Here is a 15363-nt window from a genome sequence, read left to right as displayed (position 1 = left end):
ACGAATATCGATCGGAGAGAGTGACCATGGGTAAGGCAAAATTTGAGCGCAACAAGCCGCATTGCAACATCGGGACGATCGGGCACGTTGACCACGGCAAGACGTCTTTGACTGCGGCGATCACGAAGGTTCTTGCCGAGAGCGGCGGCGCGACCTTTACGGCCTATGACCAGATCGACAAGGCGCCGGAAGAGAAGGCGCGCGGCATCACGATCTCGACGAGCCATGTTGAGTACGAGACCGGCAACCGGCATTACGCGCATGTGGATTGCCCCGGCCACGCCGACTATGTGAAGAACATGATCACGGGCGCTGCGCAGATGGACGGCGCGATCCTGGTTGTGTCTGCCGCTGACGGCCCGATGCCGCAGACCCGCGAGCACATCCTGCTGGCGCGTCAGGTGGGCGTGCCTGCGATCGTTGTGTTCATGAACAAGTGCGACATGGTCGACGATCCGGAATTGCTGGATCTGGTCGAGCTGGAAGTGCGCGAGCTGCTGTCGAAGTACGACTTCCCCGGCGACGACATCCCGATCGTGCGCGGTTCGGCTCTGTGCGCGCTGGAAGACAAGTCGCCTGAGCTGGGCCGGGATGCGGTTCTGAAGCTGATGGCTGAAGTCGACAAGTACATCCCGCAGCCGGAGCGTCCGAAGGACAAGCCGTTCCTGATGCCGATCGAAGACGTGTTCTCGATCTCTGGCCGTGGCACCGTGGTGACCGGCCGTATCGAGCGCGGCATCGTGAAGGTTGGCGAGGAAGTCGAGATCGTGGGCCTGAAGGCGACGACCAAGACCACCGTGACCGGCGTTGAAATGTTCCGCAAGCTGCTGGATAGCGGCGAGGCTGGCGACAATATCGGCGCGCTGCTGCGTGGCGTTGGCCGTGAGGACGTTGAGCGCGGCCAGGTTCTGGCCAAGCCGGGCTCGATCAACCCGCACACCCAGTTCAAGGCTGAAGCCTACATCCTGACGAAGGAAGAGGGCGGTCGTCATACCCCGTTCTTCACCAACTACCGTCCGCAATTCTACTTCCGCACCACCGACGTGACCGGTGTGGTGCAGTTGCCGGAAGGCGTGGAGATGGTGATGCCGGGCGATAACGTGGCCATGACCGTGGAACTGATCGCTCCGATCGCCATGGACGAAGGCCTGCGCTTCGCCATCCGCGAAGGCGGCCGCACCGTCGGTGCAGGCGTCGTCGCTTCCATCATCAAGTAATCCGGCTAGGACATAGAGACCATGGACAGCCAGAATATCCGCATCCGCCTGAAGGCGTTCGATCACCGGGTGCTCGATCAGAGCACCAGTGAGATCGTCAGCACGGCGAAGCGTACCGGGGCGCGCGTGCGCGGCCCGATCCCGCTGCCGACCCATATCGAAAAGTTCACCGTGAACCGCTCGCCCCATGTGGACAAGAAGTCGCGTGAACAGTTCGAAATCCGCACTCACAAGCGGTTGCTCGACATTGTCGACCCGACGCCCCAGACCGTGGACGCGCTGATGAAGCTCGACCTGGCTGCCGGCGTCGATGTCGAGATCAAGCTCTGAGGGGGCTGATATGCGTACCGGATTGGTGGCACGCAAGCTGGGTATGACCCGGCTGTTTGCAGACGATGGGAGCCATGTTCCCGTCACCGTGTTGAAGGTGGACAACCTGCAGGTCGTTGCTCAGCGCACGACCGAAAAGGATGGTTACACCGCTGTGCAGCTCGGTCATGAGACCGTGAAGCCGAAGAACGTGTCCAAGGCGATGCGTGGCCATTTCGCCAAGGCCAGCGTGGAACCCAAGCGCAAGCTGGTGGAATTCCGCGTGGATGCCGAGGGCATGATCGATGTCGGCGCCGAGCTGTCGGTCGAGCATTTCGTGGTCGGCCAGTTCGTGGATGTCATCGGCACCACGATCGGTAAGGGCTTTGCGGGTGCGATGAAGCGGCACAATTTCCGTGGTCTGGAAGCCAGCCACGGTGTGTCGATCAGCCATCGCTCGCATGGTTCGACCGGTAACCGCCAGGATCCGGGCCGTACCTTCAAGAACAAGAAGATGGCCGGTCATATGGGCGACCGTCGTCGCACCCAGCAGAATCTGGTTGTCGTCCGCACCGATGCGGCGCGCGGCCTGATCATGCTGAAGGGCAGCGTTCCGGGTTCGGAAGGTCAGTACGTGCTGGTCAGCGATGCGGTGAAGAAGCCGCGCGCCAAGGACCTGCCGTTGCCGGCCGCTCTGAAGTCGGCTGAGAAGTAAGGGTTCATGACCATGACCGAGAGCATCGAAGTCAAGGTAACCAATCTCGACAACAAGGCGAGCGGCACGCTCGCCCTGTCGAAGGACGTGTTCGGCCTGCCGGCTCGCGCCGACTTGCTGCAGCGTACCGTGATCTGGCAGTTGGCCAAGCGCCAGCAGGGCACCCATAAGACCAAGACTTATGGCGAAGTGTCCGGCTCGACCCGCAAGATCGTCAACCAGAAGGGCAGCGGCGGCGCCCGCCATGGCGGCATCCGCGCTCCGCAGTTCCGTGGCGGCGGCAAGGCGTTCGGCCCGGTCGTGCGCAGCCATGCCATCGACCTGCCCAAGAAGGTCCGCAAGCTGGCGCTGAAGACCGCGCTGTCGGTCAAGCTGGCCGAAGGCAAGCTGCTGGTTCTGGATGCGGCCACCCTGGGCGGCGCCAAGACCAAGGATCTGGCCGGCAAGCTGAAGGCTCTGAATGTCGACAGCGCGCTGTTCATCGACGGCAAGGTGCTGGACAACAACTTCGCGTTGGCCGCCCGTTCGCTCCGCAACATCGACGTGCTGCCGGAGCAGGGCGCCAATGTTTACGACATCCTGCGCCGCGACACCCTGGTTCTGACCAAGGCCGCGGTCGAGGCTCTGGAGGCTCGTCTGAAATGACTGCGCTCAACCATTACGACGTGATCCTTTCGCCGGTGATCACCGAGAAGGCCACCCATAATTCGGAATTCGACCAGGTGACCTTCCGCGTGCCGCTCACCGCCACCAAGCCGCAGATCAAGGCGGCCGTAGAGGCTCTGTTCAAGGTCAAGGTTCTGGCCGTGAATACCCTGCGGGTGAAGGGCAAGACCAAGATGTTCCGTGGCCGTCCGGGCGTGCGCTCGGATTGGAAGAAGGCGATGGTCAAACTCGCCGACGGCCAGCGGATCGACGTGACCACGGGGATCTGAAGCCATGGCTTTGCGCAATTATAAGCCGGTTACGCCGTCCACCCGCGGCCTGGTGCTGATCGACCGTTCGCAGCTCTACAAGGGCCGCCCGGTCAAGGAGCTCACCGAGGGTCTGCAGAAGACCGGCGGCCGCAACAATACCGGTCGTATCACCACCCGCCATATCGGCGGCGGCCATAAGCGCCGCTACCGCATCGTGGATTTCAAGCGTCGCAAGTTCGACGTGGGCGCCACGGTGGAGCGGATCGAGTATGACCCGAACCGCACCGCCTTCATCGCGCTGCTGAAGTACGACGATGGCGAAGTGGCCTACATCCTGGCGCCGCAGCGCCTGAAGGTGGGCGACCGCGTGCTGGCCGGCGACAAGGCCGACATCAAGCCTGGCAATGCCATGCCGATGAAGTCGATCCCGGTTGGCACCATCATCCACAATGTGGAGCTGAAGCCCGGCAAGGGCGGCCAGCTGGCCCGTTCCGCCGGCGCCTATGTGCAGCTGGTCGGCAAGGACCAGGGCATGGCGCTGCTGCGTATGCCGTCCGGCGAACAGCGCCTGGTGCGTGGCGATTGCATGGCCACCATCGGTGCCGTGTCGAACCCCGATAACCAGAACCAGAATCTGGGTAAGGCGGGTCGTAAGCGCTGGATGGGTGTTCGCCCGACCGTTCGCGGTGTGTCGATGAACCCGATCGACCATCCGCATGGTGGTGGTGAAGGCCGTACCTCTGGTGGTCGCCATCCGGTGACCCCGTGGGGCAAGCCGACCAAGGGCAAGCGCACGCGCACCAACAAGCGCACCCAGAAGATGATCCTGCGCCGGCGTCCGCCGGGCGCACATAGCTGATCCGGCTGAGGAGGTCAGATCGTGGCACGTTCTGTATGGAAAGGCCCGTTTGTAGACGGGTATCTGCTCAAGAAAGCCGACACGTCGCGTTCGTCGGGCCGCAAGGAGGTCATCAAGACCTGGTCGCGCCGCTCGACGATCATGCCGCAATTCGTCGGCCTCACGTTTGGCGTTCACAACGGCCAGAAGTTCATTCCGGTGCTGGTGACCGAGGAAATGGTGGGCCATAAGCTGGGCGAGTTCTCGCCGAGCCGCACCTTCCATGGCCATACCGCCGACAAGAAGGCGAAGAAGTAACCATGAGCAAGCAGGCACATCCCTCCCGCCTCGGCGAGAACGAGGCCATTGCCATCGGCCGCAACATCCGCGTCAGCCCGCGCAAGCTCGGCATCGTTGCCGGCCTGATCCGTGGCAAGCGCGTGGAAGCGGCCCTGTCGGAACTGAGCTTCTCCAAGCGCCGTATCGCGCAGGATGTGAAGAAGGTTCTGCAGTCGGCCATCGCCAATGCCGAAAACAACCATCAGCTCGATGTCGATCGTCTGGTGGTGTCTGAAGCCAGTGTCGGCAAGGGCCTGGTGATGCGTCGTTTCCATGCCCGCGCCCGCGGCCGTGGCGCCCGCATCGAAAAGCCCTTCAGCCATCTGACCATCGTGGTGCGCGAGCGTGGCGATGAAGAGGCTGCCAGCAAGGGCAAGGGCAAGACGAAGAAGGCGGCCGCTGCGGCCGGGGAGCAAGCGTAATGGGTCAGAAAGTCAATCCGATCGGTCTGCGCCTCGGCATCAACCGCACCTGGGATTCCCGCTGGTATGCCAGCGACAAGGAATACGCCACGCTGCTGCATGAGGATCTGAAGATCCGCAAGTATCTCGAGCAGCGCCTGGCCCAGGCCGGCGTTGCCCGCATCGTCATCGAGCGTCCGGCCAAGAAGGCCCGCATCACCATCCACTCGGCGCGTCCGGGCGTGGTGATCGGCAAGAAGGGCGCCGACATCGAAAAGCTGCGCTCCGATCTGGCCAAGATGACCAAGTCGGAAGTGCATCTCAACATCGTTGAAATCCGCAAGCCCGAGCTGGATGCCCGCCTGGTGGCCGAGAATATCGCCCAGCAGCTGGAGCGCCGCGTGGCCTTCCGTCGCGCCATGAAGCGCGCCGTGCAGTCTGCCATGCGTCTGGGCGCCGGCGGCATCCGCATCACCTGCGGCGGCCGTTTGGGCGGCGCGGAAATCGCCCGTGTGGAATGGTATCGTGAAGGCCGTGTGCCGCTGCACACCCTGCGCGCCGATGTGGATTTCGCCCGTGGCACCGCCAAGACCGCCTATGGTTCCTGCGGCGTGAAGGTTTGGGTGTTCAAGGGCGAGATCATGGGTCACGACCCGATGGCCCAGGACAAGCGCCTGGCCGAGCAGACCAACGCCAGCGGCGGCCGTCCGAGCTGATAGCGGAGTTTATGCGTCATGATGCAACCTAAGCGTACCAAGTTCCGCAAGGCCTTTAAGGGCCGGATCAAGGGCGTGGCCAAGGGCGGTACCGATCTGAATTTCGGCGCCTACGGCCTGAAAGCCCTGGAACCGGCGCGTGTGACCGCACGCCAGATCGAAGCTGCCCGCCGTGCGATCACCCGTCATATCAAGCGCCAGGGCCGCATGTGGATTCGGGTGTTCCCCGATCTGCCGGTTTCCTCCAAGCCCGCCGAAGTGCGCATGGGCTCGGGCAAGGGCTCGCCGGAATTCTGGGTGTGCCGCGTCAAGCCCGGTCGTGTGATGTTTGAACTCGACGGCATTCCCGCGCAGCTGGCCAAGGAGGCCTTCCTGCTCGGTGCCGCCAAGCTGCCGATCAAGACCCGGGTTATCACCCGTATCGGCGAAGGAGCCTAAGCCATGAAGGGCAAGGATCTGGTTGGCAAGACCAAGGACGAGCTGAAGACCAAGCTCGGCGACCTGAAGAAGGAGCAGTTCAACCTGCGCTTCCGCAAGGCCACCGGTCAGCTTGAAAACACCGCCAGCGTGCGCCAGGTGCGCCGCGATGTCGCCCGGGTGCGGACCGCGCTGCAAAAGCAGCCGGCCACCAAGGCGTAACCGGGCGTTAAGGAGATATAGAATATGCCGAAGCGCGTATTGCAGGGCGTCGTGGTGAGCGACAAGGGCGAAAAGACCGTGGTGGTCAAGGTCGAACGTCGCATCATGGACCCGGTGTATAAGAAGTTCATTCGTCGTTCCAAGCGTTACCACGCCCACGACGAAGGCAATGCCCACAAGGTGGGCGACATGGTCTGGATCGAAGAAACCCGTCCGCTTTCCAAGTTGAAGCGGTGGATTATCATCGAAAACCAGGCCTGACCGGCGATTTACAGTAGATAACGAGGTACAGGTCCAATGATCCAAGTGGAAACCAATCTCGACGTCGCCGACAACTCGGGCGCGCGCCGGGTCCAGTGCATCAAAGTGCTGGGCGGCTCCAAGCGCAAATATGCCCAGGTCGGTGATGTCATCGTTGTGTCCGTCAAGGACGCTATCCCGCGCGGCCGCGTGAAGAAGGGCGACGTGCATCGCGCCGTCATCGTGCGCACCGCCAAGGAAATCCGTCGTACCGATGGCAGCGCCATCCGTTTCGATCGCAACGCGGCCGTTCTGATCAACAAGCAGAACGAGCCGATCGGCACCCGCATCTTCGGGCCGGTGACGCGCGAACTGCGTGCCAAGAGCCACATGAAGATTATTTCCCTGGCTCCGGAGGTGCTCTAAGCCATGGCCGTGAAGCTGAAGATCAAGAAGGGCGACAAGGTGGTTATCACCACCGGCCGCTCGAAGGGCGCCAAGGGCGAGGTGCTGTCGGTGGACCGCGAAAAGCTGCGCGCCATCGTTGGCGGCGTCAACAAGGCCACCCGCCATGTGAAGCCGGGCCGCGGCAATGCCGGCGGCATCGAGCAGCGCGAAGCCTCCATCCATGTGTCGAACCTGCAGCTGCAGGATCCCAAGGATGGCAAGCCCACCCGCGTTGGTGTGAAGACTCTCGAAGATGGCCGTCGTGTGCGCGTTGCTAAGCGCTCCGGCGAAGTCATCGACCGTTGATGGAGGCGAGCATGACCGCTCCGCGTCTGAAGGACTTCTACGAAACCGAGGTGCGTAAGCAGCTCAAGGACAAGTTCGGCTATACCAATCCCATGGCCATTCCGCGCATCGAGAAGATCGTGGTGAACATGGGCGTGGGCGAAGCTGCCGCCGACTCCAAGAAGGTGCAGCTGGCTGCCGCCGAGCTGGCCGCCATCACCGGCCAGAAGCCGGTGCTGACCAAGGCCCGCAAGGCGATCGCCAACTTCAAGCTGCGCGAAGGCCAGGCCGTGGGCTGCAAGGTCACGCTGCGCCGCGAGCACATGTATGAGTTCCTCGACCGTCTGATCAACATTGCCCTGCCGCGCGTCCGCGACTTCCGCGGCGTGCCGGGCAAGAGCTTCGACGGCCGCGGCAACTATGCCCTGGGCCTCAAGGAGCAGATCATTTTCCCCGAGATCGATTACGATCGCGTGGATGCCGTGCGCGGCATGGACATCATCATCTGCACGTCGGCGAAGACGGACGAAGAAGCCAAGGCGCTTCTCGCCGGTTTCCGCATGCCGTTCCAGAATTAAGCCGGAAAGGATCGCTGATATGGCGAAGAAGAGTTCGGTTGAAAAGAACGAGCACCGCCGCAAGCTGGCTGCCCGTTATGCCGCCAAGCGCGCCCGCCTGAAGGCTGCTGCCAAGGACCGCAAGGCTGAGCCGGAAGCGCGTTTCGAGGCTTCGCTGAAGCTGGCCGAAATGCCGCGCAACTCGGCCAAGATCCGGGTACGTAACCGTTGCGAACTGACCGGGCGCCCGCGCGCCTTCTATCGCAAGCTGAAACTGTCGCGCAACATGCTGCGTGATCTGGCCTCGAACGGTCAGATCCCCGGCATGGTGAAGTCGAGCTGGTAAGGAGGGCATAAGATGGCTCTTACCGATCCGTTGGGCGATCTGCTCGCCCGTATCCGCAATGGCCAGCAGGCCGGCAAGTCCAGCATCGAAAGCCCGGCTTCCAAGCTGCGCAGCAGCGTTCTGGAAGTGCTGAAGAAGGAAGGCTACATCCGCGGTTACGAAGCCGTTCAGGATGGCAACAAGCTGAACCTGCGCATCGAGCTGAAGTATTTCGAGGGCGAGCCGGTGATCAAGACGATCAGCCGTGTTTCGAAGCCTGGTCGTCGTGTCTATTCCGGCATCTCCGAATTGCCGAAAGTGCGCGGTGGCCTGGGTATCTCGATCCTGTCCACCCCGCGCGGCGTTATGTCCGACAGCGAGGCCCGCGCTGCCAACGTTGGCGGCGAAGTCCTCTGCCGCGTGTTCTAAGGAGTTAGGCAGATGTCGCGTATCGGCAAGCATCCGGTTCCGGTTCCGCAGGGCGTGCAAGTGCAGCTCGCGGGCCAGACCCTGACCGCCAAGGGCCCCAAGGGTGAGCTGAAGCTCACCGTTGTGGACGATCTTTCGGTGGTACTCGAAGACGGCAAGATCTCGGTCAAGCCGCGTCATGCCTCGCGCCGCGCCCGCTCCATGTGGGGCATGCAGCGCACCCTGGTGAACAACCTGGTGAAGGGCGTGAAGGACGGTTACAGCCGCGAGCTGGACATCAATGGCGTGGGCCTGCGCGCTGCGTTGCAGGGCAAGACCCTGCAGCTCAACATGGGCTTCAGCCATGACGTGAACTACCCGATCCCGGCGGGCATCGAGATCAAGGTGGAAAAGCCCACCTCGATCAAGATTTCGGGCGCGGACAAGCATCTGGTCGGCCAGGTCGCCGCCGAGATCCGCGCAATCAAGCCGCCGGAGCCCTATAAGGGTAAGGGCATCAAGTACACCGACGAGACCATCCTGCGTAAGGAAGGCAAGAAGAAGTAAGGATGCGGCCATGAGCAATGAAACCCGTCGTAACGCGCTCAACGCGCGCCGCAAGGAACGCAACCGCACCCGCATCCGCGAGGCCGCCCATGGCCGCCCGCGGCTCAGCGTGCATCGCTCTTCGCGCTATATCTATGCGCAGATCATCGACGACGTGAAGGGCGTGACCTTGGTCTCCGCCTCTTCGCTGGAGCCGGGTCTGCGTTCCAGCCTGAAGTCGGGCGCCAACGTGGCGGCCGCTTCGGAAGTGGGCAAGTTGATTGCCGAGCGTGCCAAGGCCGCCGGTGTCGCCGAGGTGATCTTCGATCGCGGCGCGTATCTGTATCACGGGCGCGTAAAGGCGCTCGCTGAGGCGGCGCGCGAAAGCGGTTTGAGCTTCTAAGAAAGGTCAGAACAGATGGCTGGTAATCAACGGGGCGAGCGCAACGAGCGCGGTGCCGAACGTGGTGAGCGCGGCGAGCGTGGCGAAAGCGATCTCGTCGACAAGCTGGTCTCCATCAACCGCGTCGCCAAGGTGGTGAAGGGTGGTCGTCGCTTCGGCTTCGCCGCTCTGGTTGTGGTGGGCGATCAGAAGGGTCGGGTGGGCTACGGTTCGGGCAAGGCGCGTGAAGTGCCGGAAGCGATCCGCAAGGCCACCGAACATGCCAAGCGCAACATGATCCGCGTCAATCTGCGCGAAGGTCGCACCCTGCATCACGACATCGAGGGCCGTCATGGCGCCGGTAAGGTCGTGCTGCGTGCGGCGCCCGCCGGTACCGGCATCATCGCCGGCGGTCCGATGCGCGCTGTGTTCGAGACCTTGGGCGTTGCCGACGTGGTGACCAAGTCGATCGGCAGCTCCAATCCGCATAACATGGTGAAGGCCACCTTCGTGGCGTTGCAGGGCCTGAACGCGCCGCGGCATATCGCTGCCAAGCGCGGCAAGAAGGTCGGCGACATCCTGGGCCGCCGCCCCGAAACCGAGGAGTAAGCCGTCATGGCCAACAAGACCGTGAAGGTGACCTGGATCCGCTCTGCCAACAAGCGCACGGTGGATCAGCAGCAGACCATCAAGGGCCTCGGCCTGCGCCGCCTGCACGACAGCCGCGAGCTGGAGGATACGCCCTCCGTGCGCGGTATGATCGCCAAGGTGGCGCACCTGGTCCGGGTCGAAGGGTAAGGAACTCAGATCATGCGTCTCAATCAGATTGCCGACAATGAAGGCGCCCGCAAGGCGCGGATGCGCGTTGGTCGCGGTATCGGCTCCGGCAAGGGCAAGACCTCGGGCCGTGGCGTCAAGGGCCAGAAGGCGCGCACTGGCGTGTCCGTGAAGGGCTTCGAAGGCGGCCAGACCCCGATCCATCGTCGTCTGCCGAAGCGCGGCTTCAACCCGCTCAACCCGCAGGATTTCGAGGTGGTGAATCTCGGCCGCCTGCAGGCTGCCATCGAGAAGGGTCGCCTGGATGCCACCAAGCCGGTGGATGGCGCAGCCCTGAAGGCTGCCGGCCTGATCTCGGGCAGCTCTGCCGATGGCGTGCGTCTGCTGGGCACCGGCGAGTTGAAGGCCAAGCTGGCCATCAGCGTGCAGGGTGCTTCGGCCACGGCCAAGGAAGCGGTGGAGAAGGCGGGCGGTTCGCTCACCATCATCCCCACCCGCAAGGCCAAGGCGCAGGCGCGCTCGGAAGTCGTGAAGGCCGCCAAGGCTGCCAAAAAGAAGTAATGCAATCCGGGCGGGCAGGGCACTTGCGTTGCCCGCTCCGGTCTACCATTTAGTTTCAAGCGCGGTATTGGGATAAGGAAGCAGCGATGGCCTCGGCGGCGGAACGTATGGCAGCCAGCCTCAACCTCGGAGCCTTTGCCAAGGCCACCGAGTTGAAGAAGCGTATCTGGTTTACGCTCGGCGCGCTGATCATCTATCGCCTGGGTACCTTCATTCCGCTGCCCGGCATTGATCCGAATATCCTGTCCGACATTTTCCGCCAGCAGGCCGGCGGCATTCTCGGCCTGTTCAATGTCTTCGCCGGCGGTGCGCTGGAGCGTATGACGATCTTCGCACTGAATATCATGCCGTATATCTCGGCATCGATCATCATGCAGCTGCTCACCTCCGTCGTTCCGGCTTTCGAGGCGATGAAGAAGGAAGGCGAGGCAGGCCGCAAGCGCATCAATCAATATACCCGCTATGGCACCGTGTTCCTGGCCGCCCTGCAGGCCTATGGCATTGCCATCGGCCTTGAAGGCATGGCCGGCAGCCGCGGCAGCGCCGTGATCGACCCGGGCATGTTCTTCCGCGTGGTTACCGTCATCACACTGACCGGCGGCACCATGTTCCTGATGTGGCTGGGCGAGCAGATCACCCAGCGCGGCGTGGGCAACGGCATCTCGCTGATCATCTTCGCCGGCATCATCGCCGAACTGCCGCGTGCGCTCGCCGCCACGCTGGAACTCGGCCGCACCGGTGCGCTGTCTTCCTTCGCCATCATCGCGGTTTTCGTCGGCGGCGCCGCCGTGATTGCCCTGATCGTGTTCCTGGAGCGCGCCCAGCGCCGCATCCTGATCCAATATCCCAAGCGCCAGGTGGGTGCTCGCATGTTCGGCGGCGAAAGCTCGCATCTGCCGATGAAGCTGAACGCCGCCGGCGTGATTCCGCCGATCTTCGCGTCGTCACTGCTGTTGATGCCCACCACTCTGGCCGGCTTTGCCGCCAGCGGCGGTGGCCCCGAGTGGCTTACCACTGTCACCGCCCTGTTGGGCCATGGCCAGCCGCTCTATATGGCGCTGTATGTGGCGTTGATCGTGTTCTTCTGCTTCTTCTATACCGCCGTGGTGTTCAATCCCGCCGAAACGGCCGACAATCTGAAGAAGAATGGCGGCTTCGTGCCCGGCATCCGTCCGGGCCAGCGCACCGCCGAGTATTTCGATTATGTGCTGACCCGTCTCACCGTGGTGGGCGCCGCCTATATCGCCGCGGTCTGCTTGCTGCCTGAGATCTTGATCTCGCGCCTCAGCGTGCCGTTCTATTTCGGTGGCACCTCGCTGCTGATCGTGGTCAGCGTTACCATGGATACAGTTGCCCAGGTGCAATCGCATCTGCTGGCGCACCAATATGAAGGCCTGATCAAGAAGGCCAAGCTGCGGGGGGCGCGGAAATGAGGCTGATCCTGCTGGGTCCTCCTGGTGCCGGCAAGGGCACGCAGGCACAGCGTCTGACCGACAGCCACGGCCTGGTACAGCTTTCCACCGGCGACATGCTGCGCGCCGCCGTGAAGGCCGGCACCGCCGTCGGCCTGAAGGCCAAGGCGATCATGGATCAGGGTGGTTTGGTGTCTGACGAGATCGTGGTGGGCATCATCGCCGACCGAATCGATCAGCCGGATTGCCGCAAGGGCTTCATTCTGGACGGTTTTCCGCGCACCACCAAGCAGGCCGAGGCGCTGGATCGCATGCTGGCCGAGCGCAAGCTGAAGCTGGATGCCGTGATCGAGATGCAGGTCAACGATGGCGTGCTGGTGGACCGCATCACCGGCCGCTTCACCTGCGCCAAATGCGGCGCCGGCTATCATGACCATTTCAATCCGACCAAGCAGGCGGGCGTTTGCGACCGCTGCGGGTCTACCGAATTCACCCGTCGTGCCGACGACAAGGCCGAGACCGTGGTTCCACGGCTTAAGGCCTATCACGAGCAGACCGCACCGCTCCTCCCGTATTACGAGGGGCGTGGTATACTGCGGAAAGTCGATGGCATGGCGGAGATCGACGAGGTTACACGCCAGATCGGAGAGGTGCTTAAATCCGTTAAGGCGTGAAAATCCTTTTCGAGTTGACTAGTTACGGAGAGTTTCTATAATCGCGCCCCTTGGGCAGCGGGCGCGATAGGACAACTAGGTGGTCGGCTCAGCGTAAATAATTGTTTACGTTGAGTTTTCGTGTTGGCTACCGTGTCGCCCAAGAGATGACCGACTCAGGCCCCTGAGTCGTTGACGCGAGGAGAGAAGGCGTGGCGCGTATTGCAGGCGTGAATATCCCGACCAACAAGCGGGTAGAGATCGCTCTGACCTACATCTACGGCATCGGCCGGGTGAAGGCGAAAGAGATTTGTGAAAAGGTTGGCATCCCGGTGGAGCGCCGGGTGAACCAGCTGACCGACGCGGAAGTGTTGCAGATCCGCGAAGCCATCGACCGCGAATACAAGGTCGAAGGCGATCTGCGCCGCGAAATCGCTATGAACATCAAGCGCTTGATGGACCTGGGCTGCTATCGCGGCCTGCGCCACCGCAAGGGCCTGCCGGTCCGTGGCCAGCGCACCCACACCAACGCCCGCACCCGTAAGGGCAAGGCCGTGGCGATTGCCGGTAAGAAGAAGGCGGCCCGCTAATCCCTCCGCCGCCCCTGGCCAAACCAGGGGCGGCCCCATATACGCACTTTAAGGAACTGTAGGATCGCCATGGTCAAGGACAAGGCCGCGCGCCCCCGGCGCAAAGAGAAGAAGAACATCACCTCTGCCGTTGCGCATGTGAATGCCTCCTTCAACAACACGATGATCACCATCACCGACGCGCAGGGCAATACCATTGCCTGGTCGTCGTCGGGCAGCCAGGGCTTCAAGGGTTCGCGCAAGTCGACCCCCTATGCCGCCCAGGTGGCAGCCGATGTCGCCGGCCGCCGCGCCGCCGAACATGGCGTGCGCACGCTGGAAGTAGAGGTGAAGGGCCCGGGCGCGGGCCGCGAATCTGCTCTGCGCGCGCTGCAGGCGGTGGGTTTCACCATCACCAGCATCCGCGACGTGACGCCGATCCCGCATAACGGCTGCCGGCCGCCGAAGCGTCGCCGCATCTGATCCATCCGGCGCCGGTAACCCCGGCGCCGGGCATGTTTTCTCGGCCCGCTGCGCGAGTGATGCCGCTGCAGCAGCCGAGATGGTACAGGCCGCCCCTGGGAAGCCCCCAGGCCAGGCCGCAACCGAACGAGGTCGCAGGTGATCCAGAAGAATTGGACCGATCTGATCAAGCCGAATAAACTGGTGATCGAAGCCGGCTCCGTGCCGGGCCGCACCGCCACCATCGTGGCCGAGCCGCTGGAGCGCGGCTTCGGCCTCACGCTGGGCAATGCCCTGCGCCGCGTGCTGATTTCCTCGCTGCAGGGTGCTGCCGTCACCTCGATCAAGATCGACGGCGTACTGCACGAATTCTCCTCCATCCCGGGCGTGCGCGAGGATGTCACCGACATCGTGCTGAACATCAAGTCGATGGCTCTGCGCATGCACGGCGAAGGCCCCAAGCGCATGTACCTGAATGCCAAGGGCCCGTGCGAAGTCACCGCCAAGATGATCGAGACCGGTCACGATGTGGAAGTGATGGACCCCGACCACGTGCTCTGCACGCTGGATAACGGCGCCAGCATCCGCATGGAACTGACCGTTGAAACCGGCAAGGGCTATGTGCCGGCTTCCGCAAACCGTCCGGAAGATGCGCCGATCGGCCTGATCCCGGTGGATGCGCTCTACAGCCCGGTCCGCAAGGTCTCCTACAAGGTCGAGAATACCCGCGAGGGCCAGATTCTCGACTATGACAAGCTGACCATGCAGATCGAGACCAACGGTTCGGTCAAGCCGGAAGACGCGGTGGCCTATGCCGCCCGTATCCTGCAGGACCAGCTGCAGCTCTTCATCAATTTCGAAGAGCCGAAGAACGAATCCCGCGAGAAGACGATTGCCGAGCCGGAGTTCAATCCGAATCTGCTGCGTCGCGTGGACGAGCTGGAACTGTCGGTCCGTTCGGCGAACTGCCTGAAGAACGACAACATCGTTTATATCGGCGACCTGATCCAGAAGACCGAAGCCGAAATGCTGCGTACCCCGAATTTCGGCCGCAAGTCTCTCAACGAGATCAAGGAAGTGCTGTCGCAGATGGGTCTGCATCTCGGCATGCATGTGCCCAACTGGCCGCCGGAAAACATCGAAGAGCTGGCGAAGAAATACCAGGATCAGTACTGATCCTCTAAACATCCGAAGGAGTTCACCCCATGCGCCACGGCAATTCCGGCCGCAAGCTCAACAAGACCAGCTCGCATCGCCGCGCGATGTTCGGCAACATGGTTGCCTCGCTGATCAAGCATGAGCAGATCACCACCACCTTGCCCAAGGCCAAGGAACTGAAGCCGCTGATCGACAAGCTGATCACGCTCGGCAAGCGCGGCGACCTGCATGCCCGCCGTCAGGCCCTGGCTTTCATCCCCGAGAAGTCGGCGGTGGACAAGCTGTTCTCGACCCTCAACCAGCGCTATGCCAGCCGCAATGGCGGCTATAGCCGCGTGCTGAAGGCCGGCTTCCGCTATGGCGATGCCGCCCCGATGGCCGTGGTTGAATTGGTCGACCGCGATGTGTCTGCCAAGGGCAAGGATTCCGGCCCGGTGCAGACCGCTGCTGAGGAAGCCGAAGCCGCCTGATCGGGCAGCTTCACTTCAGA

General features: G+C 62.7%; 28 protein-coding genes. All 28 read left to right on the top strand.

Annotation, left to right across the window (positions count from 1 at the left end):
- The first annotated feature begins 26 nt into the window (after window positions 1-26).
- The 28 genes from tuf to rplQ all read left to right on the top strand — a co-directional run bounded on the left by tuf (window position 27) and on the right by rplQ (window position 15343).
- Window positions 27-1217, top strand: coding sequence for an elongation factor Tu (gene tuf, locus KF827_RS07615; RefSeq protein WP_291002845.1), 1191 nt, complete (start codon window positions 27-29; stop codon window positions 1215-1217).
- A gap of 21 nt (window positions 1218-1238) precedes the next feature.
- The gene (rpsJ, locus tag KF827_RS07610; protein WP_291002842.1) at window positions 1239-1547 is read left to right on the top strand and encodes a 30S ribosomal protein S10; all 309 of its coding nucleotides are present in this window, start codon (window positions 1239-1241) and stop codon (window positions 1545-1547) included.
- 10 nt (window positions 1548-1557) lie between these two features.
- Complete coding sequence (gene rplC / locus KF827_RS07605; protein ID WP_291002839.1) at window positions 1558-2241, top strand: 50S ribosomal protein L3; 684 nt, start codon at window positions 1558-1560, stop codon at window positions 2239-2241.
- Between the two features lie 12 nt (window positions 2242-2253).
- On the top strand, window positions 2254-2886 hold the full coding sequence (gene rplD, locus KF827_RS07600; RefSeq protein WP_367273126.1) for a 50S ribosomal protein L4: 633 nt from the start codon (window positions 2254-2256) through the stop codon (window positions 2884-2886).
- A complete protein-coding gene (locus tag KF827_RS07595; RefSeq protein WP_291002836.1) occupies window positions 2883-3176 on the top strand; it encodes a 50S ribosomal protein L23 in 294 nt (97 codons plus the stop codon). The genes rplD and KF827_RS07595 overlap by 4 nt, the downstream gene beginning before the upstream one ends.
- A 4-nt stretch (window positions 3177-3180) precedes the next feature.
- On the top strand, window positions 3181-4017 hold the full coding sequence (gene rplB, locus KF827_RS07590; protein WP_291002833.1) for a 50S ribosomal protein L2: 837 nt from the start codon (window positions 3181-3183) through the stop codon (window positions 4015-4017).
- Between the two features lie 21 nt (window positions 4018-4038).
- Window positions 4039-4314: a 30S ribosomal protein S19 gene (gene rpsS / locus KF827_RS07585; protein ID WP_291002830.1), complete on the top strand. Its 276-nt coding sequence runs from the start codon at window positions 4039-4041 to the stop codon at window positions 4312-4314.
- A gap of 2 nt (window positions 4315-4316) precedes the next feature.
- Window positions 4317-4757 carry a 50S ribosomal protein L22 gene (gene rplV, locus KF827_RS07580; RefSeq protein ID WP_291002827.1) on the top strand — a complete coding sequence of 147 codons (441 nt, stop codon included), beginning with the start codon at window positions 4317-4319 and terminating at the stop codon, window positions 4755-4757.
- Window positions 4757-5452 (top strand): 30S ribosomal protein S3, encoded by a 696-nt coding sequence (gene rpsC / locus KF827_RS07575; protein ID WP_291002824.1) that lies wholly within the window; start codon window positions 4757-4759, stop codon window positions 5450-5452. Before rplV ends, rpsC begins: the two co-directional genes overlap by 1 nt.
- 18 nt (window positions 5453-5470) lie before the next feature.
- Window positions 5471-5890, top strand: a complete 420-nt coding sequence (gene rplP / locus KF827_RS07570) for a 50S ribosomal protein L16 (RefSeq protein ID WP_291002821.1) — start codon at window positions 5471-5473, stop codon at window positions 5888-5890.
- A gap of 3 nt (window positions 5891-5893) precedes the next feature.
- On the top strand, window positions 5894-6091 hold the full coding sequence (rpmC, locus tag KF827_RS07565) for a 50S ribosomal protein L29 (protein WP_291002818.1): 198 nt from the start codon (window positions 5894-5896) through the stop codon (window positions 6089-6091).
- 24 nt (window positions 6092-6115) lie between these two features.
- On the top strand, window positions 6116-6352 hold the full coding sequence (gene rpsQ / locus KF827_RS07560; RefSeq protein WP_291002815.1) for a 30S ribosomal protein S17: 237 nt from the start codon (window positions 6116-6118) through the stop codon (window positions 6350-6352).
- Between the two features lie 36 nt (window positions 6353-6388).
- Window positions 6389-6757: a 50S ribosomal protein L14 gene (gene rplN, locus KF827_RS07555; RefSeq protein ID WP_291002812.1), complete on the top strand. Its 369-nt coding sequence runs from the start codon at window positions 6389-6391 to the stop codon at window positions 6755-6757.
- A 3-nt stretch (window positions 6758-6760) separates the two neighbouring features.
- Complete coding sequence (gene rplX, locus KF827_RS07550; protein ID WP_291002809.1) at window positions 6761-7084, top strand: 50S ribosomal protein L24; 324 nt, start codon at window positions 6761-6763, stop codon at window positions 7082-7084.
- An 11-nt stretch (window positions 7085-7095) separates the two neighbouring features.
- Complete coding sequence (gene rplE / locus KF827_RS07545; RefSeq protein ID WP_291002806.1) at window positions 7096-7641, top strand: 50S ribosomal protein L5; 546 nt, start codon at window positions 7096-7098, stop codon at window positions 7639-7641.
- 19 nt (window positions 7642-7660) lie between these two features.
- Complete coding sequence (gene rpsN / locus KF827_RS07540) at window positions 7661-7966, top strand: 30S ribosomal protein S14 (protein ID WP_291002803.1); 306 nt, start codon at window positions 7661-7663, stop codon at window positions 7964-7966.
- A 12-nt stretch (window positions 7967-7978) separates the two neighbouring features.
- Entirely contained in the window at window positions 7979-8374 is a 396-nt protein-coding gene (gene rpsH / locus KF827_RS07535; protein ID WP_291002800.1) for a 30S ribosomal protein S8, read from the top strand.
- A gap of 12 nt (window positions 8375-8386) precedes the next feature.
- Window positions 8387-8920 carry a 50S ribosomal protein L6 gene (rplF, locus tag KF827_RS07530; RefSeq protein WP_291002797.1) on the top strand — a complete coding sequence of 178 codons (534 nt, stop codon included), beginning with the start codon at window positions 8387-8389 and terminating at the stop codon, window positions 8918-8920.
- A gap of 10 nt (window positions 8921-8930) precedes the next feature.
- Window positions 8931-9302, top strand: coding sequence for a 50S ribosomal protein L18 (gene rplR / locus KF827_RS07525; RefSeq protein WP_291002794.1), 372 nt, complete (start codon window positions 8931-8933; stop codon window positions 9300-9302).
- A gap of 15 nt (window positions 9303-9317) precedes the next feature.
- Window positions 9318-9890: a 30S ribosomal protein S5 gene (rpsE, locus tag KF827_RS07520; protein WP_291002788.1), complete on the top strand. Its 573-nt coding sequence runs from the start codon at window positions 9318-9320 to the stop codon at window positions 9888-9890.
- A gap of 6 nt (window positions 9891-9896) precedes the next feature.
- The gene (gene rpmD, locus KF827_RS07515) at window positions 9897-10079 is read left to right on the top strand and encodes a 50S ribosomal protein L30 (protein WP_291002785.1); all 183 of its coding nucleotides are present in this window, start codon (window positions 9897-9899) and stop codon (window positions 10077-10079) included.
- 12 nt (window positions 10080-10091) lie between these two features.
- Window positions 10092-10619 (top strand): 50S ribosomal protein L15, encoded by a 528-nt coding sequence (gene rplO / locus KF827_RS07510; RefSeq protein ID WP_291002781.1) that lies wholly within the window; start codon window positions 10092-10094, stop codon window positions 10617-10619.
- Window positions 10620-10705: 86 nt separating this feature from the next.
- Window positions 10706-12052: a preprotein translocase subunit SecY gene (gene secY, locus KF827_RS07505; protein ID WP_291002779.1), complete on the top strand. Its 1347-nt coding sequence runs from the start codon at window positions 10706-10708 to the stop codon at window positions 12050-12052.
- Window positions 12049-12705, top strand: a complete 657-nt coding sequence (locus tag KF827_RS07500; RefSeq protein WP_291002777.1) for an adenylate kinase — start codon at window positions 12049-12051, stop codon at window positions 12703-12705. The genes secY and KF827_RS07500 overlap by 4 nt, the downstream gene beginning before the upstream one ends.
- A gap of 191 nt (window positions 12706-12896) precedes the next feature.
- Complete coding sequence (gene rpsM, locus KF827_RS07495; protein WP_291002775.1) at window positions 12897-13274, top strand: 30S ribosomal protein S13; 378 nt, start codon at window positions 12897-12899, stop codon at window positions 13272-13274.
- A gap of 69 nt (window positions 13275-13343) precedes the next feature.
- Window positions 13344-13736, top strand: a complete 393-nt coding sequence (gene rpsK / locus KF827_RS07490; RefSeq protein WP_290978769.1) for a 30S ribosomal protein S11 — start codon at window positions 13344-13346, stop codon at window positions 13734-13736.
- A gap of 138 nt (window positions 13737-13874) precedes the next feature.
- Window positions 13875-14891 carry a DNA-directed RNA polymerase subunit alpha gene (locus tag KF827_RS07485; protein ID WP_291002771.1) on the top strand — a complete coding sequence of 339 codons (1017 nt, stop codon included), beginning with the start codon at window positions 13875-13877 and terminating at the stop codon, window positions 14889-14891.
- 29 nt (window positions 14892-14920) lie between these two features.
- The gene (gene rplQ / locus KF827_RS07480) at window positions 14921-15343 is read left to right on the top strand and encodes a 50S ribosomal protein L17 (protein WP_291002768.1); all 423 of its coding nucleotides are present in this window, start codon (window positions 14921-14923) and stop codon (window positions 15341-15343) included.
- Window positions 15344-15363 lie beyond the last annotated feature (20 nt).

The sequence above is a fragment of the Ferrovibrio sp. genome, from assembly GCF_019636075.1.
Taxonomy (GTDB): Bacteria; Pseudomonadota; Alphaproteobacteria; order Ferrovibrionales; family Ferrovibrionaceae; genus Ferrovibrio.
Note: the sequence above shows the minus strand (reverse complement) of the source record. Positions and strands in the feature narration are given on the sequence as shown.